Consider the following 5,342-nt stretch of genomic DNA (forward strand, 5'->3'; position numbering starts at 1 on the left):
ACCTCGGTCTTGCCGACGCCGGTCGGCCCGGCAAACAAGTAGTTGCCGATCGGTTTTTCAGGTTCGCGCAGGCCGGCCCGCGCCAGCTTGATGGCCGAGGACAGCGCGCCGATGGCATCGTCCTGGCCAAAGACGACCCGCTTCAGCGTGGTTTCCAGATCGCGCAGAACCTCGGCATCGTCCTTGCTGACATTCTTCGGCGGGATGCGGGCTATCTTGGCCACGACGGCCTCGATCTCCTTGGGACTGATGGTCTTGCGCCGCCGGCTTTCGGCCACCAGATGCTGCGCCGCGCCGGCCTCGTCGATCACGTCGATGGCGCTGTCGGGCAACTTGCGGTCATTGATATAGCGGCTGGCCAGTTCGACCGCAGACCTGATCGCGTCGTTGGTATAGCGCAACTCGTGATGCTTTTCGAAATGCGGCTTCAGCCCCATCAGGATCTTGACGGCGTCCGACACCGAGGGCTCGTTCACGTCGATCTTCTGGAACCGGCGCGACAGCGCGCGGTCCTTCTCGAAATGCTGGCGGTATTCCTTGTAGGTGGTCGAACCCATGCAGCGCAGCTTGCCGCCCGCCAAAGCAGGTTTCAGCAAATTCGAGGCATCCATCGCCCCGCCCGAGGTTGCGCCGGCGCCGATCACCGTATGAATCTCGTCGATGAACAGGATGGCGTCGTCGTGGTCTTCCAGTTCCTTGACCACGGCCTTCAGCCTTTCCTCGAAATCGCCGCGATAGCGGGTGCCGGCCAGCAACGCGCCCATATCGAGCGAGAAGATCGTGGCGCCGGACAGAACCTCGGGCGTCTGGCCCTCGATGATCTTCTTGGCCAGGCCCTCGGCGATGGCGGTCTTGCCGACGCCCGGATCGCCCACCAGAAGCGGGTTGTTCTTGCGCCGCCGGCACAGGACCTGAATGCAACGTTCGACCTCGGGTTCGCGGCCGATCAGCGGATCGACGTCGCCCTTCTTCGATTTCGCGTTCAGATCGACGCAATATTTCGCCAGAGCCGTTTCGTCCCTGGCCTCCTGTGCCTTTTCGGCCTGCTTCTGCTCGACCGGCTCGTCCGAGCCTGCGACCTTGCGCGGTTCGCTGAACGAGGGGTTCTTGGCGACCCCATGGGCGATGAAGTTGACCGCGTCGTAACGGGTCATGTCCATTTCCTGCAAGAAGAAGGCCGCGTTGGATTCGCGTTCGGCGAAGATCGCCACCAGCACATTCGCACCCGTGACCTCTTGCCGGCCCGAGCTCTGGACATGAATCGCGGCGCGCTGGATCACGCGCTGGAAGGCAGCGGTCGGCACCGCCTCGGAACCTTCGATATCGGTGATCAGCGTCGAGAGATCATCCTCGATGAAGTCGATCAGCAACTTGCGCAGTTCTTCCAGATCGACGTTGCAGGCCCGCATGACCTTGACCGCCTCGGGTTCCTCGGTCAGCGCCAGCAACAGATGTTCCAGCGTTGCAAGTTCGTGGCGATGTTCATTGGCCAGCGCGAGGGCTTGATGAATGGCCTGTTCCAGGGAGGTCGAGAAACTTGGCACGGTCGTCTCCTGTCAGTCGGCTGGCGGTATGGGCGCATCGAAAGACCCACCTGCCCAGACTGTCACGATGCAGTTAATTTTTGGTGGATTTTGCGCGGCATCAAGAGGTTTTTCTCCAATATGCCGCGATTTTGCCTTGGGTGAGGCAGATGTGATGCCGCGGCGTGCGTTTTTCAAGACAAGACGCCCGCCGCCACGCCTCGGTTCCGGCCCGCTCAAAACGCGTCCTTCATCTTGCGCAGCCGCGCGAAGACCTCGCAATCCGAAGCGCCCTGCATGCCCAGCCCCCCGCGCAGCGCATCGACGCGCAGGAACGGATTGGTCGCGCGCTCTTCCTGAAGGGTGGCGGGCGAACAGGGCTGGCGGGCCTCGTCCACGGCGGTCAGGCGATCCTTCAACGCCTGGTTTTCAGGATCGACCGACAATGCGAAGGCGCCGTTCGCGGCGCAATAATCATGGCCCGAACAGATCAGCGTGTCGCCCGGCAGGGCGTTCAGCCGGGACAGACTGTCCCACATCGTCGGCGCATCGCCCTCGAACAGGCGTCCACAGCCAAGTGCCATCAGGCTGTCGGCGGTGAAGGCCAGTTTCGATTGCGGAAGGTGGAAGGCGACATGGCCGATCGTGTGACCCGAAACGTCGATGACCTCGACCGGTTCGCCCAGAATCTCCAGCGGCACGCCCGGCGTGGCACGGACATCCAGCGGCGGCAGGCGGCCGGCATCCGCAGCATGGCCGATGACCCTGGCGCCGGTCCGGGCCACGATCTCGGTCACGGCCTGAACGTGATCGTCGTGATGATGAGTCAGCAGGATGGCATCCAGTCCCCAGCCGCGCGCCTCAAGCTCGGTCAGCACCGGCATCGCCTCGGGCGCGTCGATCAGGGCGGTGCCGGCGGCGCCATGGACGAGATAGGCGTAGTTGTCGCGCAGGCAGCGCAAGGTGATCAGTTCCAGCGGCATTGGCAAATCCCTTCCTCTGTGCTGTGCTCAGCGTGACCGAAGCCGGGCCGGGGCGCAATGCATCACGACATCAACGATCTACGCCGGTTCTATTATCAACGGTCGCTGGGCCGGGTGGTGCAGCGGATCCTGCGCGACCGGCTGACGGACCGCTGGCCGCCGGAACGCTGCGCGGCGATGACCGTGGCTGGCTTTGGCTTCGCCGCGCCGATGCTTCGGCCCTATCTGGCCGGGGCGCGCCGGGTGATGGCGCTGATGCCGGGGCCGCAGGGTGTGATGGGTTGGCCCGCGGGGATGCCCAACCACAGCGTGCTGTGCGATGAGACCGCCTGGCCGGTCGAGACCGGCAGCATCGACCGGCTGGTGATGCTGCACGGACTGGAGACCAGCGACCATCCCGCCGCGCTGCTGGACGAAGCCTGGCGCGCGCTTGGGCCGGGTGGGCGGATGATGGTGATGGTGCCGAACCGGGCCGGGCTTTGGGCGGCGTCGGACGGCACACCCTTCGGGCTGGGCCGCAGCTATACGGCCGGGCAGATCGAATCGCAGACGCGCAAGTCCGGGTTCGTGGCGCATTGGCATGGATCGGCGGTCTATATTCCGCCCTCGGACCGGCGTTTCTGGCTGGGCAGCGCTCAGATGTGGGAACGCACCGGGGCCAGGATCAGCCGGGTTCTGATCGCCGGTGTGGTGCTGATCGAACTGGCCAAGCAGACCCGCGCGCCCGTCGGGCCGGGGCGGGCGATCCAGGTTCCCGGCCCGCGCGAGATCCTGGACGGCGTCGGGCTGCCACGGCCGGGACGGGCGGGCACGGCGCGACGGGGCGGCGTCCAGCGGGCCGGAATCGCAAGACGGCGATGAGGGCGGCCCCGGCAAGGACGCGCCGCAGGCGATCTCGATGGCCCATGGTTCTCGTGTGCATGGCGGTCGCTGCGGCGAGCCGGCCCATGCGACAGCCCGCCGCAGTCGGGGGCATGAGATTTCGCGCAGCGATGACCGATCCCGCGTGAACCGCATGACGGCGTGCCTGGCGTCGGGGTGACCGGCACCGCAATCAGGGCCGCGACACTCTCATTACCGTGTGCTTGGCGGTTGCCGCCCACGGAATCACCTGCTAGAGACACCGCAGATTCATGGGCGGCCCCAAGAGCCGCACCACCGCGACCCGCGCGCCCCGCGACTGACCGGAACCTTCCCGGCCCGCCAGCGGGGTTTGCGCAAACCTGAAGGATGACCGTGGCCAACTCTGTATCCATGTCCCAGAGCATCGCCGGACGCTATGCGCAGGCCGTCTTCGACATCGTGAAGGACGATGGAGGGCTGGACGATCTGGCCCGCCAGACGGATGACCTGATCGCCGCGCTGGACGACAGCGACGATCTGCGCAACCTGATCGCCTCTCCGATCTATACCCGCGATCAGCAATCGCGTGCGATCGCCGCGCTGGCCGACAAGATGGGGTTGTCTAAGACCCTGTCGAACACGCTGAAACTGATGGCGCAGAACCGCCGCCTGTTCGTGCTGCCGCAGCTTCTGGGCCAGTTGCAGCGGCTTATTGCCGTCGAACGCGGCGAGGTTACAGCCGATGTCACCAGCGCCGTCGCGCTGAGCGACGATCAGCAGAAACGGCTGCGCGACACGCTGGCCGAAAAATCCGGCAAGACCGTGAAACTGAACACTCGCGTCGATGAAAGCCTCATCGGCGGCATGATTGTCAAGCTGGGCTCGCAGATGGTCGATTCGTCGGTCCGCTCGAAGCTCGCCTCCCTCCAGAACGCTATGAAAGAGGTCGGATAATGGGAATCCAGGCTGCCGAGATTTCGGCCATCCTCAAGGATCAGATCAAGAATTTCGGTCAGGATGCCGAGGTGGCCGAGGTCGGCCAGGTGCTGTCGGTCGGTGACGGCATCGCCCGCGTTTACGGCCTCGACAAGGTGCAGGCCGGCGAGATGGTCGAGTTTCCCGGCGGTGTCCGGGGCATGGTGCTGAACCTTGAGACCGACAACGTGGGTGTCGTGATCTTCGGCGACGACCGCGACATCAAGGAAGGCGACACCGTCAAGCGCACGCGCTCGATCGTGGACGTTCCCGTCGGCAAGGCGCTGCTGGGCCGCGTGGTGGACGGCCTTGGCAACCCGATCGACGGCAAGGGCCCGATCGAGACCGATGCCCGCGCGGTTGCGGATGTGAAGGCGCCGGGGATCATGCCGCGCAAATCGGTGCACGAACCCATGGCCACGGGCCTGAAGGCCGTCGATGCGATGATTCCCATCGGCCGTGGCCAGCGCGAGCTGATCATCGGCGACCGGCAGACCGGCAAGACCGCCGTGGCGCTGGACGCGATCCTGAACCAGAAGAACTATAACGGCCGCGAAGGCGACGGCATGAAGACGCTGTATTGCGTCTATGTTGCCATCGGCCAGAAGCGTTCGACCGTCGCCCAGCTGGTGAAGAAGCTGGAAGAAACCGGCGCGATGGAATATTCGATCGTTGTCGCGGCGACCGCCTCGGATCCGGCGCCGATGCAGTTCCTGGCGCCCTATTCGGCAACCGCGATGGGCGAATATTTCCGCGACAACGGCATGGATGCGCTGATCATCTATGACGACCTGTCCAAACAGGCTGTGGCCTATCGCCAGATGTCGCTGCTGCTGCGCCGGCCGCCCGGCCGCGAAGCCTATCCGGGCGACGTCTTCTATCTGCATTCGCGCCTTCTGGAACGCTCGGCCAAGCTGAACGAGCAATATGGCGGCGGTTCGCTGACGGCGCTGCCGATCATCGAGACCCAGGGCGGCGACGTTTCGGCCTTCATCCCGACCAACGTGATCTCGATCAC

The 5,342-nt window shown here is 64.8% G+C and carries 5 protein-coding genes; 3 read left to right on the forward strand and 2 right to left on the reverse strand.

Going from position 1 to position 5,342, the window contains the following annotated elements; translation table 11 throughout:
* Window positions 1-1,544 (reverse strand): AAA family ATPase (locus B4L36_RS09455; protein WP_292955948.1); only part of this gene is annotated, 1,544 nt, incomplete at its 3' end.
* A gap of 215 nt (window positions 1,545-1,759) precedes the next feature.
* Window positions 1,760-2,506, reverse strand: coding sequence for a hydroxyacylglutathione hydrolase (gene gloB / locus B4L36_RS09460; protein ID WP_292955951.1), 747 nt, complete (start codon window positions 2,504-2,506; stop codon window positions 1,760-1,762).
* A gap of 57 nt (window positions 2,507-2,563) precedes the next feature.
* Here gloB and B4L36_RS09465 point away from each other — a divergent pair, with 57 nt between their 5' ends.
* The 3 genes from B4L36_RS09465 to atpA all read left to right on the forward strand — a co-directional run.
* The gene (locus B4L36_RS09465) at window positions 2,564-3,367 is read left to right on the forward strand and encodes a methyltransferase domain-containing protein (protein WP_292955954.1); all 804 of its coding nucleotides are present in this window, start codon (window positions 2,564-2,566) and stop codon (window positions 3,365-3,367) included.
* Window positions 3,368-3,742: 375 nt separating this feature from the next.
* The gene (locus tag B4L36_RS09470) at window positions 3,743-4,303 is read left to right on the forward strand and encodes a F0F1 ATP synthase subunit delta (RefSeq protein WP_292955957.1); all 561 of its coding nucleotides are present in this window, start codon (window positions 3,743-3,745) and stop codon (window positions 4,301-4,303) included.
* A partial coding sequence (atpA, locus tag B4L36_RS09475) for a F0F1 ATP synthase subunit alpha (RefSeq protein WP_292955960.1) occupies window positions 4,303-5,342 on the forward strand: 1,040 nt, incomplete at its 3' end. The genes B4L36_RS09470 and atpA, both read left to right, overlap by 1 nt.

Source organism: Paracoccus sp. UBA889 (assembly GCA_002294185.1).
GTDB lineage: Bacteria > Pseudomonadota > Alphaproteobacteria > Rhodobacterales > Rhodobacteraceae > Paracoccus.